Here is a 17,556-nt window from a genome sequence, read left to right on the forward strand (position 1 = left end):
TCGGCTCACGGATAGGTGGAACGAATCGGGTTTTGCGCCAGCGACGTTACCCATGGTGTGACGACTCATTGCTCACCGACACGCTGGAACATTCCAGCTCTCGTAGCCTTTCACGGTCGGGTAGATCGCACGGCCACCCACCCACTGTGAGCGCTCATCCACGGTGAATTCGTTCTGCCAGAGCAACCATTCGGACGACTTCAACAACGTGCCGTCCTTTGCGTACACCCTGAAAAACGCTTCGCTGGTGAATATCCGGACAATCTGTCCGGCCAGCCCCAGGGCCGAGTACTGGGGAATGTACGAGTTGATGTAGCACGTCCCGGCATCGTTCCAGGTCTTGGAATAGACATGCGCCAGCCGCGCCGCCGCCATTTTCACGTAGCAGGCGCCTGAAACCGCCGCAACGGCCGCCAAGGCTATGAGCAGCAACGCCCTACGCCCCGTCATGACCACTGCATCCTGCTTCGGAATTGTCCATTGCATGCCTTAGCTGACCTTGACTTGACCGCTGCCATCCAGGCGCGCGGCGAAGGTGACCTGGCGCTTGAAACCATCAACTTCCAGCAGGCCTTCGATGCTGAAGGACAGGCGAAGCTGATCGTGGTCACGCGGCAGGGAAATGACACGCACATTGCTCAGGCGTGGCTCGTAGGCTTCGATGAAATTTTCGATGGCCAGACGGGCCTGACTCAGGGAGTCGTGCAGGCTCAGACGCATGTCATTGAGATCGGGTAGCCCGTAATCGGACAGCGTTTGCACGCTGCCCGCACGGGTGCTGAGCATCTTGGCCAGATGGGCAGCCACGGACGCCATGGCGGAGACCTCGCGGCTCCAGCCGACGCGTTTGTCCGCGTCGCCACCCAGGCGTTCGAAAAGGCTGCCGTATCCAGTCATGAGTTAGCTCCGCTTACTCTTTGTCCAGCTTGCCAACCAGCGACAGGGTGAAATCGGCACCCATGTACTTGAAGTGCGGGCGCACGTTCAGGCTGACGCGGTACCAGCCAGGCTCGCCTTCGACATCGCTGACGATGATCTGGGCTGCGCGCAGTGGACGACGGCCACGGACTTCGGCGCTTGGGTTTTCCTGGTCGGCCACGTACTGGCGGATCCACTTGTTGAGTTCCAGCTCGAGGTCGGTACGTTCTTTCCACGAACCGAGTTGCTCGCGCTGCAGCACTTTCAAGTAGTGAGCCAGGCGGTTGACGATCATCATGTACGGCAGTTGGGTGCCGAGCTTGTAGTTCAGCTCTGCGGCCTTGCCTTCTGCGCTGATGCCGAAGAACTTCGGCTTCTGCACCGAGCTCGCGGAGAAGAACGCCGCGTTGTCGGAGCCTTTGCGCATGGTCAGGGAGATGAAGCCTTCCTCGGCCAGTTCGTATTCACGACGGTCGCTAACCAATACTTCCGTAGGAATCTTGGTTTCGATTTCGCCCATGCTTTCGAAGTGGTGCAACGGCAGGTCTTCAACCGCGCCACCGCTCTGCGGGCCGATGATGTTCGGGCACCAGCGGAACTTGGCGAAACTGTCGGTCAGCTTGGTGCCGAACGCGTAGGCCGTGTTGCCCCACAGGTAGTGCTCGTGGCTGTTGGCGACGGTTTCTTTGTACACGAACGATTTGACCGGGTTTTCTTCCGGGTCGTACGGGTTACGCAGCAGGAAACGCGGCACGGTCAGGCCAACGTAACGGGAGTCTTCCGACTCGCGGAAGCTCTGCCATTTGGCGAATTGCGGGCCTTCGAAGTGATCTTTCAGATCCTTCAGGTCCGGCAGGCCGGTGAAGCTTTCCAGACCGAAGAATTTCGGGCCGGCCGCCGCGATGAACGGCGCGTGGGACATGCAGGCAACGCTGGACACGTACTGCATCAGCTTCACGTCCGGCGAGCTTGGGGACATGTAGTAGTTAGCGATGATCGCGCCCACAGGCTGACCACCGAACTGACCGTATTCAGCGGTGTAGATGTGCTTGTACAGGCCCGACTGCATCACTTCCGGCGAATCTTCGAAATCGTCCAGCAGGTCTTCTTTGGAGACGTTGAGGATTTCGATCTTGATGTTTTCGCGGAAGTTGGTGCGATCGACCAGCAACTGCAGGCCACGCCACGACGATTCCAGGGACTGGAAGTCCGGGTGGTGCAGGATTTCGTCCATCTGGCGGCTGAGCTTGGCATCGATCTCGGCGATCATGCGATCGACCATGGCCTTCTTGACCGGCTCACCGTTGTTCTGCGGCTTGAGCAGCTCTTCGATGAACGCCGACACGCCGCGCTTGGCGATGTCGTAGGCTTCGTCGTCCGGCGTCAGGCGGGTTTCGGCGATGATGCTGTCGAGAATGCTGTATTCGCCGCTCTCTTTGCTCTTTTGCTGTGCTGCGCTAGTGCTCATTGTGTTGGCTTCCTTGGCTGATAGAGACTCAGGCGTCCTGGGCGGCGGCGTTCAAGCCCAGCTCACCCAGTACGCGACCGCGGGATTCGTCGTCGGCGAGAACGCCTTCGATGGCTTTGCGGAACGCAGGCGCGTTACCCAGCGGGCCTTTGAGGGCCACCAGCGCGTCGCGCAGTTCCATCAGTTTCTTCAGCTCAGGCACTTGCTCGACCAGCGAGGCCGGGTTGAAGTCCTTCATCGAGTTGACGCGCAGTTGCACGCCCAGCTCTTCAGTGCTGCCTTCTTCCTGAAGACGGTTCGGCACGTTCATCGTCAGGCTCAGCTCTTGCTTGGCCAGCACTTCGTCGAAGGTCATCTTGTCGATGCTGATCGGCTTGCGATCTTCGACTTTGCGTTCGTCCTTGCGGTGGGTGTAGTCACCGATTGCCAGTAGTTTCAACGGCAGTTCGATCTCTTCCTGTGCACCACCGGTGGCAGGTTTGAAGGTGACGTTGATGCGTTCCTTGGGGGCTACCGAGCCTTCTTTGGCCATGGCTTTTCTCCTTGCGGTTGTGGCCCTGGGGCCTATTCGAGTACCACTTCGAGATCGAGGTGGCACAGCCTGCGATAAATCTCTTCCTTGCGTTCACGCACTGCATGGTTCTGCGGTAACAACTCACAGCAGCTATGCAGCAAATGCAGCACTTCCAGCGCAAGATCGGGCTCCCAGGCGTTCAGGCCTGAGTCCTGTAATGTTTGGTCGAGGGTTTCGAGTTGGGTCCTGGCCAGTTCGTACTTTTTGGCCATGAAGCACAGCCGCGCCAGGGCGAACTGCCAGAAAAATCGCGCCCGCCCACCTTGGGCACCTTGCAGGCCCTGCTTGAGGATTTGCACGGCGGCCTTGAGGCCGTCCTTGCGCAAGATGGGCAGGACTTCTTCCAAGGCCACTTCCCAGGCCGGCTGGTTGTCGACAACTTCGACCTTGCGCGGCGCACTGGCGCTTTGCAGGTGCGGCATGACGTGGGCGCTGACCCAGGCACGGGTGGCCGGGTCGGCAAACGGCGCGCCGTCATGGAAACGCAATTCGATGATGCCGGGCAGGCGCTGAATCAAAAGCGCGAAGTGGATTTCCACTTCGCGCATAGCCATCTCGGCATTCAGGCCCTGGAGGCATTCCCAGACCATTCGTTGGCCATCGAACCAGAACGGCGCCTTCGCCAGGCTCGCCTCCAGTTCTACCAGTAGGTCGGCGTATTTGGCCTGGTCGTAGCGATCCTGATAGGCCTTGAGCTTGTCCGCCGGCAACCCGCGCAACATGGTGATCTGCTCGGCGTTGCGCTCGGGCACCGCGTCGATGGGCAGCCACAGCAGCGTGCGATTAAGGCGCAGGGCGCGCAGGTCGGTGGCTTTCTGCTTGAGCCACCAGGCGCACAACGGACGGGCGTTTTCCTGCTGGGCGCGCAAAGCCTTGTGGGCTTCTTTTTCGTTATCGATTGGCGCGCCGGGGGTGAACAGCTGGGTCGCGGCCTGTTTGACCTGGGCCACGGCAGCCCCGACCACACCGGGTTCCGGCTGGTTGTCGGCGGCGCGCTGCACCATGTTTTTCAGGCGGCGGGAGATCGGCAACAGCAACGGCGCGTCATCGCCCAGGTGCTCGGTGCAAGCGGCATCGAGACCTTCCAGGTGCTCCACCATCCGGCGGAACATCGGCAATTGCTCTTTGATCGCGACATTTTCGGTCAGCACCTGCTCAAGACGCGGCACCAACCAACTGATGGCCGCGGAGCGGGTACGCGCCTTGTTCGGGTGAACTTCGGCCCAATGATTTTCCGTCAAATGGTGCAGCAAACCGAGGCCCGCCAGCAGCCCCTGAAAGGATTCGCGCTGGTACAAAGCCCAGGTCAGCCAGGCGCCGACCCGCAAATCCTTGGACTGGGTGCGCAGCAGATTTTCGCTGTTTTCACGGATTTTCAGCCAGTCGATCTGACCGGCTTCGTGCATCGACTGGGCTTTGGCCAGCTCGCTTTCCAGGGCCTCATATTCGCTCGAAAAGCGAACATCCTCGCCCGCGAAATTCTCTTTGGAAACAGAGGCTTTTGCGAGTTCAAGGTAATGGGCGGAAAGCTTGCTTGAGTAGGACATCCATGGCCTTTATTTAGGATTACGGTCACACGCCAATCGGAGTTTCAACGGCGGCGGACAGTATCAAAGAGCTGCGATGGGACTCATCCAATTGAGTTCGTGCTCTTTCAAGTTGGCGCATCGTACTCACGATGATGGCCACTAGCAAGCATCCGATTAAACAACAAGACGAGCAGTTCAGTGCCTCGTGTAGGAGATAGCCCTATATTTGTAAGGGTATCCCCTGATATCACTTTAATATTCCCTCTGCTGACCTGCTGACCCGCAACCCCTGCTCCAGAGCGTTCGCGCAAATCCCCAGCAATCATTGGCGTTTCCGTCAACGATGTGGGCGCAAAGCATGACAAGAATTGAAAAAGATGAATGTAGGATTCTTCCGAAAAGTTACTGCGACAGACCTTCAATTTGATGAAAGACAACTGCCAATTAAAAAAACGCCATTAAAGTGATGGCATTTTTATGTTTCAACAAATGCGTCCAATGCTGTCATGTGAAGGGCAATTGCACGGAGTTATCGTCCAATTGCACGCAACTTACACAATCGTGTCCTAGGAACACACGCCCACTTTAAACCCGGAAGGCTCTCACTTTATTCAAAGATTCCTCCTACATTAATCCTCTCTCCCCGTTGATAACGTGCCCGCCAGTTTTCGCGTGCACAAACCATGGACGGTTTGGATATCGCGCTTTTTTCCTCTTTAGCTTAAGGATAAGCGTATGTTCGGGCCGGCCAATGCGGCGCATTTTTCGCTTCACATCCCCGCTGTTCGTCACGATTTCAAGGTGCTGGCCTTCGACGGCAGCGAAGCCATCAGCACCCTGTATGCCATCCGCGTTGAGCTGGTCAGCGAGCACCCGGATTTCGATATTGAAAGCCTGCTCAGTCAACTGGCGTTTCTGCAGTTCGGCCTCAAGGGTGAAGGGCTGCACGGCCGTATCGAGGACGTCTGGGTGGGGGACGCCGGCAAGCGCCTGACCCGTTATCACCTGACCCTGGTGCCGGCGCTGCACTATTTGCAGTTCAGTCACGACCGGCGGATTTTCCAGCACCTGACGGTGCCGCAGATCATCGCGCAGGTGCTTAAAGGGCACGGCCTTCAGAGCGACGCGTTCACCTTTCATGTCAGCACCAGCCCCGTGCGCGACTACTGCACGCAGTACGGCGAATCCGACTTCGAGTTCGTCCAGCGCCTGTGCGGCGAGGACGGTATCGCCTGGCATCACCAGCATTCGCCCGAGGGCCATGTGCTGGTGTTCACCGACGACCAGACCTTTTTCCCCAAGCTGGGCGCCACCCCGTATCAGCAAGATTCAGGGATGGTCGCGGAGCACCCGGTGGTCAGCCACTTCGCCGCCGGGTTTCGCACCCGCACCAGCAGCACCACGCGCCGGGACTACGATTTCCGGCGCCCCAGCCTGTTGCTGGAAAGCCGTTTCACCGCCGAGTTCAGCCCCGAGCTCGAAGACTATCGCTACCCCGTCCTGATCGAGAACGAAAAACGTGGCAGGCAACTCGCCCGCCAGGCCCTGGAGCGGCACCGTTGCGATTACCAAGTGGCCGAAGGCCAGAGCGATCAGCCATGCCTGCGCAGCGGTCACTTCTTCGACCTGACCGAACACCCGCGTAAAACCCCCAACGGTCTGTGGCTGTTGCTCAGCGTGACCCACACCGGCCGACAGCCTCAGGTGCTGGAGGAGTCGGTCACCAGCGACGTCAACCCCGAGGACGGCTTCACCCAAGGCTACCGCAACCGCTTCAGCGCCATTCCCTGGGACGTGCATTTCCGTCCGCCGTTGTGCCCGCGAACAACGCAACTGGTGAGCCAGACCGCCCGCGTCACCGGACCGCCCGGTGAAGAGATTTATTGCGATGAATATGGAAGGGTGAAGGTCGAACTGCCGTGGGATCGCGCGGAACTCGACAGCGAAAAAAGCAGCTGCTGGCTGCGGGTTTCCTCGAGTTGGGCGGGCCAGGATTTCGGCGCGGTGACTATCCCGCGTATCGGCATGGAAGTCGTGGTCACGTTTCTGGAAGGCGATCCGGATCGGCCGCTGATCACCGGTTGTGTGGCCAACAAAGTGACCTCTGTGCCCTACACCTTGCCCGAGCACAAGACCAAAACCGTGCTGCGCAGCCACAGCTCGCCACACAACGGTGGCTACAACGAGCTGTCGCTGGAAGACCGCGCCGGGCAGGAAAAAATCTACCTGCGGGCGCAACGCGACATCGAGCAACTGATCCTCAATGACAGCGCCACCCAGATCGGCCACGACCGCCGCGAACAAATTACCCGCGACAGTCACAGCCTGATTGGTGGCGACCGTTTTGAGCAGGTGGACCAGCACAGCGCGAGTCTGATCAAAGGCGATGAGACGCACACCACCCAAGGCCTGCGCAACACGGTGATCGGCGGGGATGAACTGATCAGCATCAGCGGCAACAGCAGCATGACAGCGGCTGGCACGCTGGTGATTCAGGCGGGGCCGCAGGCGCATGTCACCGCCGCGAACGTGGTGATCGAGGCGGGCATGAGCCTGACGCTCACGGCTGGTGGGCATCACATCGTCATCAATGCCGGTGGGATTTTTAGCAGTGTGGCGATTGTTGAGGGTGGTTCGCCGGTAGCAGGAATGGCGGCGCAGTCGGCATTGTCGGTTATTCCGCAGGCTGCCGAGGCCATGGTAATTGACGCTATCGCCATGGAAGCCCTGCTCAAACAGGAAATTGTCTTTCGTGAAGCCAGTTCCGGCATCTGTCCGGTGTGCGATGCCGCACAGGAAAGCCAGACAACGGAGGGCGCTGAAGCATGACGTCAGTCACCCCGACCCAGGGACTGCTGCTGCTTGACGGCGCCCGCTATGAGAACGCTACGGACTGGCTTTACGAGCACTACGGCGCGGACAACCCTCAGTCGCTATTCAAAAGCACTGCCTACGAGCCCATTGGCGCAGCAGGGCCCTTCCTTCTGAATGCCTCGCTCGGCAGCGCAGCGTACGCCGCGTGGTGGGGTGGTTGCGACCTGCAGCATGGCGTGTGGCTGGCGTCTGCAAAAAGCGCCCAACAATTGCTGCCGATCCTGCAACGTCGCCTGCGCATTCTCGATGAACAGCAGAGAGAGTTCTGGTTGCGTCTGGCGGATGGCGCGGTGCTGAGCCGCGTGTGGCTGGCCGATGCGCAATGGCCCGCAGGGTTTTGGCATGGCGTCGATAGCGTCTGGCTACGGCATGACAACACGCCGGTGTGCGCATGGGTAAACGAGGCGCCTGAACACGACGCGGCACCAGCCTGCAAAGGGCTGGCCGCGCAAATCACACTGCCTGAGCCGTTGTTGCACGTACTCAGCCTTCCCGCCGCCCCGGAGCCAAATCCATGAGCGCCCAGAACACAATCCGTGCTGGCGCGTGCCCGCTGTTCGCCGCCGTCCTGCCCCTGCGTTATGCCGTAGGCCCAACCACTGCCGTCGACACCAGCGCCTATGGCGTGCCTGCACTGAACGGTCAATTTCCCGAGTTGGGGCCTCGGCATCCTGATCTCACCGCGCATGCGCTCAATTACACCTCCCGTTTGTTGCGCGACGGCTGGCTCTACGTGTGGCAGAGCAACCCGCCCAAACTGGTCGAGTATCAGGTCGAAAAGGCACTGCTTACGCAAACCCCACGTGCGGGCAAAGTGATCGACACTCGGGTCAAGCCACATCTGGTGTTAAGGGCTGGCGATCCCGCCGGATTGGTCTGGTCGCCCGTTCGCTGGAGTGAACCGCAGTACCAGGCTTCCAAAAAAGACCCCGCCGTGCGTCAGCGCATCATGCGCAGCTTCGTACCGGGCGTTGCGCCGTTCAGCGGCCCGGTTAGCGCCATTGCGAAGCAGATTGGCGAATACACCGATGCGACGAGCTATGGCTGGAGTGGTCAGCCGGAAACCGAAAACGCGCCTGACTGGCTGAAACTGCTGAAGCAGATGAAGGCATGCGAGCAACAAGCCTTCGCGGTCATTGATGATGCGTGGGGCGTGCTGTTCGACGTCGCCGCGTTGATGCGGGTACGCAAAGAGGCCTTTGACAGCTATCAGCAACACCATGCGGAAGAGTGGGCCTTGGCCGGGGTCATCAAGTCACTCAGTGAAGGCGACCGCCAACTGAGCGCGCAACTGCCATCCATCACCCGCTATGACGAACTCCAGCGGGCGTGGAAAGATCAAGACATCCACAACGACCGATATGCCGCTGACATACGGCGACTCGCTCAGCTCTGGGTGGCGTGGTTCAACACCCTGCAAGTGACAGGCCCGTCGAGTATGGATACGGCTTGCGGTCATTTCGACATTACCCACGCGATTGCTCGCGAGGCACTGGAACTGCACTTCGCGGCGGCCTGTCTGGGGCCGGCCAACACCAGTCTCGGGGCCCAGGCCATTACGCTGAATCTGGAAGGTAAATTGCCGGGCAAGCCATGGCTGCTGTGGGCTCTGCTTGGGTTGCCATCACGTTTGGGTGTCGGCGAGATCAAATACCTTGTGGATGCGAGCGATATGGCTCGCGACCACAATCAAACTCTGCAAGAGGGCGCCAATAAACTCGCCAGAGCTTTTGGCTTTACAGAGGCGATCAACCGCACCGCCGACAAACTGAAGCAACACAAACCGGCTGCGAGCGTTGAGGCGCTGTTCCTGTCGATCGCCCCGGTGGCCGGGCTGCAATTGCATCAAGGTGAAAAGGCCACCGGGACGGCAGGGCATTTGTACATGGCAGCAGCGCTGGCCCGTAGCGACCAGCGCATTCAGACCTCGGGCGTCACATCGCGGCAGCTAGGCGAGTGGTATAGCGATCTGATGGGGACGCGGCCTGCGGTGCCTACTCATTTGAGCGTCGCCCCGCTGGTCAGCGGAGTGGCTGAGGGTATTCCGTTCATGCATTTGGTCCCGGCCAGCACCAAGCTGCCGCCGTTACCGGCGAATCTGGCGGCGGGGGTTGAGCTGAGCGGAGTGTTTGATTTGAAGGGGGCGCTGAGTAAGGCGCCGATTAAGTCGATTGTTGCGTTGGTGGCGGGGGGGAATTTTGTTTCCTCGGGAGAACAGGTTTTTGAAAAGCGAACCTACAAGAGTGTATTTAGCGCAACCGGAGCGGCGTTTGGTATTGGTGCCGCATCTGCTGCGGTTTTTCAACGAATGGCGGAGGTTGATTGGTCATCGACCGTCCGCCATAGCAGTCACTCTTCAATTTCATCACGACTGCTTTTGGCCAAGGCTTTGGGGCGCGCCGCAGCTACTGCTTTGGCACAAGGCCTCTTTCTAGCGTTCGACGTCGTGCTTTATGGAATTGACGCCTTTGAAGCCTATAAAGCGGGCGATTTCGATACGACGGCCGCGAACTTGACGGTAGCAAGCGCTTCACTGGTCAGTATCAAGCTCCAGGTCCAGGCCTTCCGGGCGTTACGAGTCGCACGGGCTGCTGTGATAGCGGGGGATGTGGCGACTATTGCCAGAGGGATCAACGTAGTTCCCCATTTGGGGACCAAGTTACTGGGTCTAGCCGTTCTAATTGTGGGCGGTGTCATTGCCCGTCTTTATACGACCGACTCGTCGCTGGAAAAATGGGTGAAGAGCAGTCGTTTCGGTATACGTCCGGACGACACCTGGTCTCACGACTATGCGCTGTCCATGGATAAGCTGTACCCCATTCTGTTTCCCATCAGTTTTGATGCCTGCCGGTTGGCAGAAATGCATCCCTATCAAGGACAGGTCACCTCCACGTACCTGCTGCTGAAACTGCCGGGTGAAAACGTACTGCTGACCGACGCCATGATTCACTTCAAGGGTGTCGAAGTCTGGGGCGATACACTCGGCTATCACTCCGATCATATAAAAAAGGTCGAATGGACGGGCAAAGACTTTGCCCAGCACAGCGGTACTCGCATTCCTATACCTGTTGGCGTCACTCCATACCGCCGTGTTTACCATGAGGATGGAGTGCGGGACTTGAAGTGCATTGAGGGGGAGTTGATCTATTCCCCACAAGAAGGACTGACGCTACCCGCCGTAAAAATCATGGAACGAGCATGGATATGAATACGCAAGAGACACTTAGCTACAGTGCTGTCCCCACAGTCGTGCTTGCAGCGGACAAATCGACGGGTACACAGCCGATGGAGCTGTTTATTACCGATGAACACACCGAGCACTACTTGGCGTTGCAAGCAGGTGGCGACTCTGATCGAGGAATGCTGACGGGAGTGTTGGCCGGAATGGGGGGCAGCGCCTTGGTGGGTCTTGGCGTTATAGGCGCAATGCAAGGCAAATTCGACATCACCTACATGACGTTCGTTACAGGCATATTCCTATTTCTAGCGCCTTTCCTTTGGGAAGTCCTTCGGCCCTTGCCATTACCTATTCTGTTTAACCGTCGAACCCGCGAAGTGTATTTCGATTACGACGGCGATCTGTACCACGCCCCATGGGACGGCATTATCGCCGTAGCCAACGAGTTTGAACTGGTAGGCACCCAAATCGGTGGCCTGCAAAACGCCTCGTTGGAAATTCGCCTGTGGAAGTTTGAAGATCCGGCAACGGCGCTGATGGTCAGTCTCGGTTCACCCTTCGGCAAATCACTGGCGATGCAAAAAGGCTTTTGGGAGTACATCCGCTCTTATATGAACAACGGCCCTTATTTCGATGAGCACGGTAATCATAGTGAGTCGGATGCGTTTGTAAAAAGCCAGTTGGCGGTGCGATTCAAAATGAGTGACAGCTTCAAACACACCCTGGCGCAGCTGAAACAGGCGAAGAAAGACGCCGGTGGCAAAAACTATTTACAGAGCAGCGATGTAGCAAAACTGCTACTTGAGCCACTGCTCTACCCGCAGGATCGAATTCAAGAACTCACCTACAGCCTCGCCAAACGGCGCTCTCGCAATCTGTGGCCGGCAATTGTCACTGAGCGCCTAAAAGCCAACGGCCCCACCACACGGCTTGTCGATCTGGAACGCGAGCCGGGTTTCGGCGTATCAAAAGAGACTTGATCTATTCACTCGGAAAAGGACTGACGCTACCCGCCGTAAAAATCATGGAACGAGCATGGATATGAATACGCAAGAGACACCTAGCTTCAGTGCTGTCCCCACAGTCGTGCTTGCAGCGGACAAATCGACGGGTGAACAGCCGATGGAGCTGTTTATTACCGATGAACACACCGAGCACTACTTGGCATTACAAGCCGGAGATGAATTTGATAGAGGGGCAATGGCCGGACTTTGTGGATGGGCTTTCATTGGCTGCTTAGGCATAGGCATTTACAGTCTTATTCAAAGCGCCGAATTGAAGGGGCTTTACATAATGCTTGGAATTGGCTTGCCGATGTTTTTGGTACCGTTCCTATGGGAGATCCTCCGTCCTTTACCCCTCCCCATCTTGCTCAACCGTCGAACCCGCGAAGTGTATTTCGATCACGACGGCGATCTATACCACGCCCCATGGGACGGCATTATCGCGGTAGCCAACGAGTTTGAACTGGTAGGCACCCAAATCGGCGGCCTGCAAAACGCCTCGTTGGAAATTCGCCTGTGGAAGTTTGAAGATCCGGAAACGGCGCTGATGGTCAGTCTCGGTCCACCTTTCGGCAAGTCGCTGGCGATGCAAAAAGGCTTTTGGGAGTACATCCGCTCCTATATGAACAATGGCCCTTATTTCGATGAGCACGGTAATCACAGTGAGTCGGATGCGTTTGTAAAAAGCCAGTTGGCGGTGCGATTCAAAATGAGTGACAGCTTCAAACACACGCTGGCGCAGCTGAAGCAGGCGAAGAAAGACGCCGGTGGCAAAAACTATTTACAGAGCAGCGATGTAGCAAAACTGCTACTTGAGCCACTGCTCTACCCGCAGGCCCGAATTCAAGAACTCACCTACAGCCTCGCCAAACGCCGCTCTCGCAACTTGTGGCCGAAAGTGGTTACCGAACGCCTGAAAGCCAACGGTCCCGACACGCGCCTTGTTGATATGGAACATCAACAGGACAGTGGACTTTCGAGGGAAAGTTGATTGGCTTTGCGTTGGTCAAACCACCCCATCACACCTCATCGGAATACGCACGCCCATAAAAAATGGGCATCCGACCGCAATCGATATGCCCATTTTTCAATACTGTTCTCCCTGTTACTCAGGGAGTTCGCCGCAATTATGGATTGACGCTGTCTTTCAACGACTTGCCTGGCTTGAAGGCGACGGTGTTGCTGGCCTTGATTTTCACAGGCTCACCGGTTTGCGGGTTTTTGCCGGTGCGGGCACCGCGGTGGCGTTGCAGGAAGGTACCGAAGCCCACCAGCGTGACGCTGTCCTTGCGGTGCAGAGCGCCGGTGATTTCTTCGAGAACGGCGTTGAGTACGCGGTTGGCCTGCTCTTTGGTGAGGTCTGCTTTTTCAGCGATTGCAGCGGCGAGTTCTGGTTTACGCATTAGTGAAGCCCCTTTGACGGTTTTTTGTTGTTATGTCCGTGCTGTTCTCGTTGGAACAGCGCCCAAGGCGCCGCAGGTGCTCTACTCTGCGGCAGACGGGAGTGAGGATGGCACGCACGGAAGAGCCGCGCCAGTCTCGGCGCGACCTTTGTAGGGGCAAAAGCGGGGTGAATCCGACAGAACGACCGGTATTTACGCCAGCAGGGCCGGAAGCTCTTTGTTCAATGCGAGTTTTTCCATCACCGCCGCGCCTGTCAGGGCATAACCGAGCAATTTGCCCGAGTCATCGCGGCACAGGACCTTGATGTCGGCGCCCTGCCCCTCGACCGTCCAGACGCCCTCGGCGCCCCGCGGAGGCGGCGAAACCACCAACGGGCAGACCGGGGTTTTCACGGTGATCGGCATCGGGCCATAACTCACGGCCGTAGGGTTTCCCGCCAAGGTTTGTGCCAGCGCTCTCGCACAGCTCATCAGGGGCATCACGTACAACAAATTCAGTCCATCGACCTCGGCACAGTCGCCCAGGGCGTAGATATTGGCGTGGGACGTCTTCAGGTGCCGGTCGACCACCACGCCGCGATTGACCTGGACACCTGCGGCAGCCGCCAGATCAATGCGCGGCCGCAGGCCAATGGCCGAGACCACCACATCGCACGGGATGACCTGGCCGTCCGACAGATGTGCCTCCAGTCCGTCTGCCACCCGCTGCAACCGGTTGAGTACCGGCCCGAGGTGGAAGCGTGCACCGAGGCTTTCCAGCCCGGCCTGGACCGCTGCGGCCGCCGCTGGGTGCAGCAATGTCGGCATGACCTGTTCGCATGGTGCGACCAGTTGCACTTCGTAACCGCCGAGGATCAGGTCGTTGGCGAATTCGCAGCCGATCAGGCCGGCACCGAGCAGCAATACCCGGCGCTTGCCGGCCGCCGCGGCGCGAAAGCGCGCGTAGTCTTCCAGGTCATTGATCGGGAACACCGCATCAGCGCCGTCGCCTTCGATCGGCACCCGCACGGTTTCCGCGCCCCAGGCCAGGATCAGGTCACGGTAGATCACCGCTTCCTCGCCGATCCACAGGCGTTTGTGGCCCGGGTCGATGCCGCTGATGCGGGTGTGGGTGCGCACTTCGGCTTTCAACTGCTCGGCCATGGCGCCCGGCTCGGCCATGCTCAGGCCGTCGGCGTCCTTGTTTTTGCCGAAGCCGGTGGAGAGCATCGGCTTGGAGTAGGAACGCCCGTCATCGGCGGTAATCAGCAGTAGCGGGGTTTCGCCATCGAGTTTGCGAAACTCCCGGGCCAGGTTGTAGCCAGCCAGGCCAGTACCGACGATCACGACAGGTGCGTTCATTCCCTACTCCTCTTTTGTCTTAGTTGATTTCGATCATTTCGAAATCCATCTTGCCCACGCCGCAGTCCGGGCACAGCCAATCTTCCGGCACGTCCTGCCACAGGGTGCCCGGCGCGATGCCGTCATCCGGCCAGCCGTCGGCTTCGTTATAGATCAGGCCGCAGACCACACATTGCCACTTTTTCATTCAGTTACTTCCTCGGGATTCAGGCGTTTGCCGGCGCGAACGGTCGATGGGTAAAGCGTTGCCGTCCGGCTCAGGGCGTTTTGTACTGATCGAACCCGGCAGATGCAAGCCTGTTCGATGCAAGGTCGGGTCGACTCAATCAAAATCGCCGGCTGCCATGGTAAGCTCGCCGCCTCATTTGCTGCCAATAATGACTCACTGTGCCGCACTCAAAATCCCCGTTCTGGCTCCCCCAAAGCCGACTCACTCCCCTCCCCGACGCGTCTACCCTCGACTGGCTGTTCGACGAAGGCTCCCTGACCCGGCGCCTGATTGGTTTGTCGAATGACCGCTTCAGCGTCACGCCATTATTCGAAGGCTGGCAAGCCTTGCGCGCCGACGAATGCGCGGCGCTGGAACTGGAAGAAGGCAGCGAAGGCTGGGTACGCGAGGTGTACCTGCGCGGCAATGGCGAAGCCTGGGTGTTTGCCCGCAGTGTGGCGGCGCGCAGTGCGTTGCAGGGCGATGGGTTGCACATGGATGAGTTGGGCAGCCGGTCGTTGGGCGAGTTGTTGTTTTGCGATCGGGCGTTCCAGCGCCAGGCCATCGAGGTTTGTCACTATCCTCAAGAATGGTTGCCGCTGGAGTCCCGAGCGCCCGATCTGTGGGGCCGCCGCTCGCGTTTCGACCGTGGCGCCTTGAGCGTGCTGGTGGCCGAGATTTTCCTGCCGACCTTATGGCTCGCCGCCCGCGTCCATCCGGAGAACCGTTGATGTACACCCGCCTGCTCAAATCCCTGAACCGCCTGAATCCCCGGGCCTGGGATTTCATTCAGCTGACGCGCATGGACAAGCCGATCGGCATTTACCTGCTGCTGTGGCCAACCCTGTGGGCGCTGTGGATTGCCGGCAAGGGTACGCCGTCATTGGCCAACATCGTGATTTTCGTGCTGGGCGTGGTGCTGACCCGCGCGGGCGGTTGCGTGATCAATGACTGGGCGGACCGTAAGGTCGACGGCCATGTGAAACGCACCGAGCAGCGGCCACTGGTGAGCGGCAAGATCAGTTCCAAAGAAGCCTTGGTGTTTTTTGCCGTGCTGATGGGCATCGCCTTTCTGCTGGTGCTGTGCACCAACGCGGCAACCGTCTGGCTATCGCTGGGCGGTCTGGCGCTGGCCTTTAGTTACCCGTTCATGAAGCGATACACCTACTACCCGCAAGTGGTACTGGGCGCGGCGTTTTCCTGGGGCATGCCGATGGCGTTCACGGCCGAGACCGGTTCGCTGCCGGCAGAAGCCTGGCTGCTGTGGATTGCCAACCTGCTGTGGACGGTGGCCTACGACACCTATTACGCGATGACCGACCGCGACGATGACTTGAAGATCGGCGTGAAGTCCACGGCGATTCTGTTTGGTGATGCGGACCGGGTCATCATTCTGACGTTGCAAGGTCTGGCGTTGGGCAGCCTGCTGCTGGCCGGGTCGAAGTTCCAGCTTGGCGGCTGGTTCCATCTCGGGTTGCTGGCCGCCGCCGGGTGTTTTGCCTGGGAGTTCTGGTACACCCGGAGCAAGGACCGGATGCGTTGCTTCAAGGCGTTCTTGCACAACCACTGGGCAGGGTTGGCGATTTTTGTCGGGATTGTGCTGGATTACGCATTGCGTTGATAAAAAGCGAAAAGATCGCAGCCTGCGGCAGCGCCTACAGGTGTATATCCGTAGGCGTTGCCGCAAGCCGCGATCTTTAACGACCTGGCGAAGCGCTTACTTCTGCGATTCGTGAACGACGTGCCAGACATCTTTCATGCCGTCACCCTTCATCTCTCCAGGTTTTTCGTCCTTCACAAACGTGTAGAGCGGCTTGCCGTCGTAGGCATATTGCATCATGCCGTCATCACGCTTGATGACCGTCCATTTGCCTTCAGCCTTGGCACCCGCCGGCGCCATCATCGGCGGCCAGTTCTTGGCGCAATCCGCGTTACACATGGACTTGCCGCCACTGTCCTTGTCGAACGTGTAAACGGTCATGCCCTTGTGATCGACCATCATGCCGCCCTTCATCATGGCCGGTTCGGCAGCGAAGGCCATCGCCGGTAACGCCAGAGCAGCGGCCAACATCAGAGCCTTGAGGGAGAACGTGAATTGAGTCATGGAAACCTTCTCTTGTGGTTGTCAGGATTCGGAATTAGAGCTTAGCCCAGGATCATGACAATCGCCGCTCGACTAAAATACTGTCACACGACTGCAATAATTCCGTTATCTAATGCGGCGCAAGACAGTTAAATGACAAGAGGAATATAGGCATGGTTGGCAGGAGCATTCTGATCGTCGACGACGAAGCGCCCATTCGCGAAATGATCGCCGTTGCGTTGGAAATGGCCGGCTATGACTGCCTGGAGGCTGAGAACTCCCAGCAGGCCCATGCCATCATCGTCGACCGCAAGCCGGACCTTATCCTGCTGGACTGGATGTTGCCCGGCACGTCCGGCATCGAGCTCGCCCGGCGCCTCAAGCGCGATGAGCTGACCGGGGATATCCCGATCATCATGCTCACCGCCAAGGGCGAAGAGGACAACAAGATCCAGGGCCTGGAAGTCGGCGCCGATGACTACATCACCAAACCGTTCTCGCCCCGCGAGCTGGTGGCGCGCCTCAAAGCCGTGCTGCGCCGCGCCGGCCCGACCGATGGCGAAACCCCGATCGAAGTCGGCGGCCTGCTGCTGGACCCGATCAGCCACCGCGTGACCATCGACGGCAAACCCGCCGAGATGGGCCCGACCGAATACCGTCTGCTGCAATTCTTCATGACCCACCAGGAACGCGCCTACACCCGTGGCCAGTTGCTGGATCAGGTCTGGGGCGGCAATGTCTATGTCGAAGAACGTACCGTCGACGTGCACATCCGGCGCCTGCGCAAAGCCCTCGGCGATGCCTATGAAAATCTGGTACAAACCGTGCGCGGCACCGGTTACCGGTTTTCCACCAAAGCATAGAAGCGGCGGCAAGCTTTAAGCTACAAGCGGCAAGCGAAAGCAGAGCCGCTTTGACTTGAAGCTTGTAGCTTGAAACTTGGAGCTGCGCTAGGACGCCCCCCCTTGAACCAAAA

17 protein-coding genes are annotated in these 17,556 nt (G+C 58.7%); 8 read left to right on the plus strand and 9 right to left on the minus strand.

Annotated elements, in window-relative coordinates; translation table 11 throughout:
- Nucleotides 1-72: 72 nt before the first annotated feature.
- The 5 genes from ACY4LX_RS00455 to tssA are packed head-to-tail and all read right to left on the minus strand — an operon-like array spanning nucleotide 73 to nucleotide 4,507.
- Entirely contained in the window at nucleotides 73-486 is a 414-nt protein-coding gene (locus ACY4LX_RS00455; protein WP_256672288.1) for a hypothetical protein, read from the minus strand.
- A gap of 3 nt (nucleotides 487-489) precedes the next feature.
- Complete coding sequence (gene tssE, locus ACY4LX_RS00460; protein ID WP_133835348.1) at nucleotides 490-897, minus strand: type VI secretion system baseplate subunit TssE; 408 nt, start codon at nucleotides 895-897, stop codon at nucleotides 490-492.
- Nucleotides 898-910: 13 nt separating this feature from the next.
- A complete protein-coding gene (tssC, locus tag ACY4LX_RS00465; RefSeq protein WP_149659441.1) occupies nucleotides 911-2,386 on the minus strand; it encodes a type VI secretion system contractile sheath large subunit in 1,476 nt (491 codons plus the stop codon).
- A gap of 28 nt (nucleotides 2,387-2,414) precedes the next feature.
- The gene (tssB, locus tag ACY4LX_RS00470; RefSeq protein WP_149659440.1) at nucleotides 2,415-2,918 is read right to left on the minus strand and encodes a type VI secretion system contractile sheath small subunit; all 504 of its coding nucleotides are present in this window, start codon (nucleotides 2,916-2,918) and stop codon (nucleotides 2,415-2,417) included.
- A 32-nt stretch (nucleotides 2,919-2,950) separates the two neighbouring features.
- Nucleotides 2,951-4,507 (minus strand): type VI secretion system protein TssA, encoded by a 1,557-nt coding sequence (gene tssA, locus ACY4LX_RS00475; RefSeq protein ID WP_463258891.1) that lies wholly within the window; start codon nucleotides 4,505-4,507, stop codon nucleotides 2,951-2,953.
- A gap of 717 nt (nucleotides 4,508-5,224) precedes the next feature.
- Between tssA and ACY4LX_RS00480 the strand changes: the two genes are divergently transcribed.
- From ACY4LX_RS00480 to ACY4LX_RS00500, 5 genes are read left to right on the plus strand one after another with little or no spacing between them, the layout of a single operon-like run.
- Nucleotides 5,225-7,318 carry a type VI secretion system Vgr family protein gene (locus ACY4LX_RS00480; RefSeq protein ID WP_463258892.1) on the plus strand — a complete coding sequence of 698 codons (2,094 nt, stop codon included), beginning with the start codon at nucleotides 5,225-5,227 and terminating at the stop codon, nucleotides 7,316-7,318.
- Nucleotides 7,315-7,881 carry a DUF4123 domain-containing protein gene (locus tag ACY4LX_RS00485; RefSeq protein WP_463258893.1) on the plus strand — a complete coding sequence of 189 codons (567 nt, stop codon included), beginning with the start codon at nucleotides 7,315-7,317 and terminating at the stop codon, nucleotides 7,879-7,881. The genes ACY4LX_RS00480 and ACY4LX_RS00485 overlap by 4 nt, the downstream gene beginning before the upstream one ends.
- The gene (locus tag ACY4LX_RS00490; RefSeq protein WP_463258894.1) at nucleotides 7,878-10,571 is read left to right on the plus strand and encodes a toxin VasX; all 2,694 of its coding nucleotides are present in this window, start codon (nucleotides 7,878-7,880) and stop codon (nucleotides 10,569-10,571) included. Before ACY4LX_RS00485 ends, ACY4LX_RS00490 begins: the two co-directional genes overlap by 4 nt.
- Nucleotides 10,562-11,521, plus strand: a complete 960-nt coding sequence (locus tag ACY4LX_RS00495) for a hypothetical protein (RefSeq protein ID WP_463258895.1) — start codon at nucleotides 10,562-10,564, stop codon at nucleotides 11,519-11,521. Before ACY4LX_RS00490 ends, ACY4LX_RS00495 begins: the two co-directional genes overlap by 10 nt.
- 55 nt (nucleotides 11,522-11,576) lie before the next feature.
- Nucleotides 11,577-12,536 (plus strand): hypothetical protein, encoded by a 960-nt coding sequence (locus ACY4LX_RS00500; protein WP_463258896.1) that lies wholly within the window; start codon nucleotides 11,577-11,579, stop codon nucleotides 12,534-12,536.
- 136 nt (nucleotides 12,537-12,672) lie between these two features.
- Here the strand turns inward: ACY4LX_RS00500 and ACY4LX_RS00505 are convergent, their stop codons facing one another.
- The 3 genes from ACY4LX_RS00505 to ACY4LX_RS00515 form a co-directional block, all read right to left on the minus strand.
- Complete coding sequence (locus tag ACY4LX_RS00505) at nucleotides 12,673-12,948, minus strand: HU family DNA-binding protein (protein ID WP_003213368.1); 276 nt, start codon at nucleotides 12,946-12,948, stop codon at nucleotides 12,673-12,675.
- Nucleotides 12,949-13,140: 192 nt separating this feature from the next.
- Nucleotides 13,141-14,289 (minus strand): NAD(P)/FAD-dependent oxidoreductase, encoded by a 1,149-nt coding sequence (locus ACY4LX_RS00510; RefSeq protein ID WP_429528141.1) that lies wholly within the window; start codon nucleotides 14,287-14,289, stop codon nucleotides 13,141-13,143.
- Nucleotides 14,290-14,308: 19 nt separating this feature from the next.
- A complete protein-coding gene (locus ACY4LX_RS00515; RefSeq protein ID WP_007954349.1) occupies nucleotides 14,309-14,476 on the minus strand; it encodes a rubredoxin in 168 nt (55 codons plus the stop codon).
- Nucleotides 14,477-14,676: 200 nt separating this feature from the next.
- Here ACY4LX_RS00515 and ACY4LX_RS00520 point away from each other — a divergent pair, with 200 nt between their 5' ends.
- Together ACY4LX_RS00520 and ubiA are read left to right on the plus strand one after the other, a co-directional pair.
- Complete coding sequence (locus ACY4LX_RS00520) at nucleotides 14,677-15,228, plus strand: chorismate--pyruvate lyase family protein (protein ID WP_463258897.1); 552 nt, start codon at nucleotides 14,677-14,679, stop codon at nucleotides 15,226-15,228.
- Nucleotides 15,228-16,118 (plus strand): 4-hydroxybenzoate octaprenyltransferase, encoded by an 891-nt coding sequence (gene ubiA / locus ACY4LX_RS00525; RefSeq protein WP_463258898.1) that lies wholly within the window; start codon nucleotides 15,228-15,230, stop codon nucleotides 16,116-16,118. The genes ACY4LX_RS00520 and ubiA overlap by 1 nt, the downstream gene beginning before the upstream one ends.
- Before the next feature lie 96 nt (nucleotides 16,119-16,214).
- Here ubiA and ACY4LX_RS00530 read toward each other — a convergent pair whose 3' ends face one another.
- Complete coding sequence (locus ACY4LX_RS00530; protein ID WP_149659432.1) at nucleotides 16,215-16,601, minus strand: COG4315 family predicted lipoprotein; 387 nt, start codon at nucleotides 16,599-16,601, stop codon at nucleotides 16,215-16,217.
- Nucleotides 16,602-16,753: 152 nt separating this feature from the next.
- On the opposite strand from ACY4LX_RS00530, the gene phoB reads away from it, so the two are divergent.
- Nucleotides 16,754-17,443 (plus strand): phosphate regulon transcriptional regulator PhoB, encoded by a 690-nt coding sequence (gene phoB / locus ACY4LX_RS00535; protein ID WP_008150066.1) that lies wholly within the window; start codon nucleotides 16,754-16,756, stop codon nucleotides 17,441-17,443.
- Nucleotides 17,444-17,556: the final 113 nt, after the last annotated feature.

The organism is Pseudomonas sp. Emmai, from assembly GCF_055179735.1.